Raw genomic sequence first — 543 nt, forward strand, 5'->3', positions numbered from 1 at the left:
TGGCCGCGCCGGGTGCCTCCGAGCTGGTGGCGGAGCTCAAGGCACTGGGCGCGCAGACGGTCGAGCTGGTCAGCTGCGACGTGTCGGATCGTGCCGCGGTCCGCACCCTGTTGAACGCGATTGCGCCGGAGCGACCGCTGACGGGCGTGTTCCATCTTGCGGCCACGCTGGACGACGGCATCGTGCCGGCGCTGACGCTGGAGCGGCTGGAGCGGGTGCTGCGGCCCAAGCTCGATGGCGCCTGGCACCTGCACGAGCTGACGGCGGAGAAGGATCTTGCGGCGTTCGTGCTGTTCTCGTCGGTGGCCGCGCTGGGCAGTCCGGGGCAGGCGAACTACGCGGCGGCGAACGTGTTTCTGGATGCGCTGGCGGCGGAGCGGCGGCATCGTGGCCTGGCCGGTCAGAGCCTGCTGTGGGGGCTGTGGGAGCAGCGCGGGGTCGGCATGACCGCGCATCTGGGCCGGGCCGAGCTGATGCGGATGCGCCGGCAGGGCGTGCAGGCGCTGTCGCTGGAGCTCGGGCTTGCGCTGCTGGATGCGGCGC

1 protein-coding gene is annotated in these 543 nt (G+C 72.4%); it reads left to right on the forward strand.

What is annotated here, in order from left to right; genetic code table 11:
• Window positions 1–543: KR domain-containing protein (locus tag AC1RUR_RS38375; RefSeq protein ID WP_492853357.1), on the forward strand; the 543-nt coding region annotated here is incomplete at both ends.

It is taken from the genome of Bradyrhizobium sp. GW821-FHT12B03, assembly GCF_058807535.1.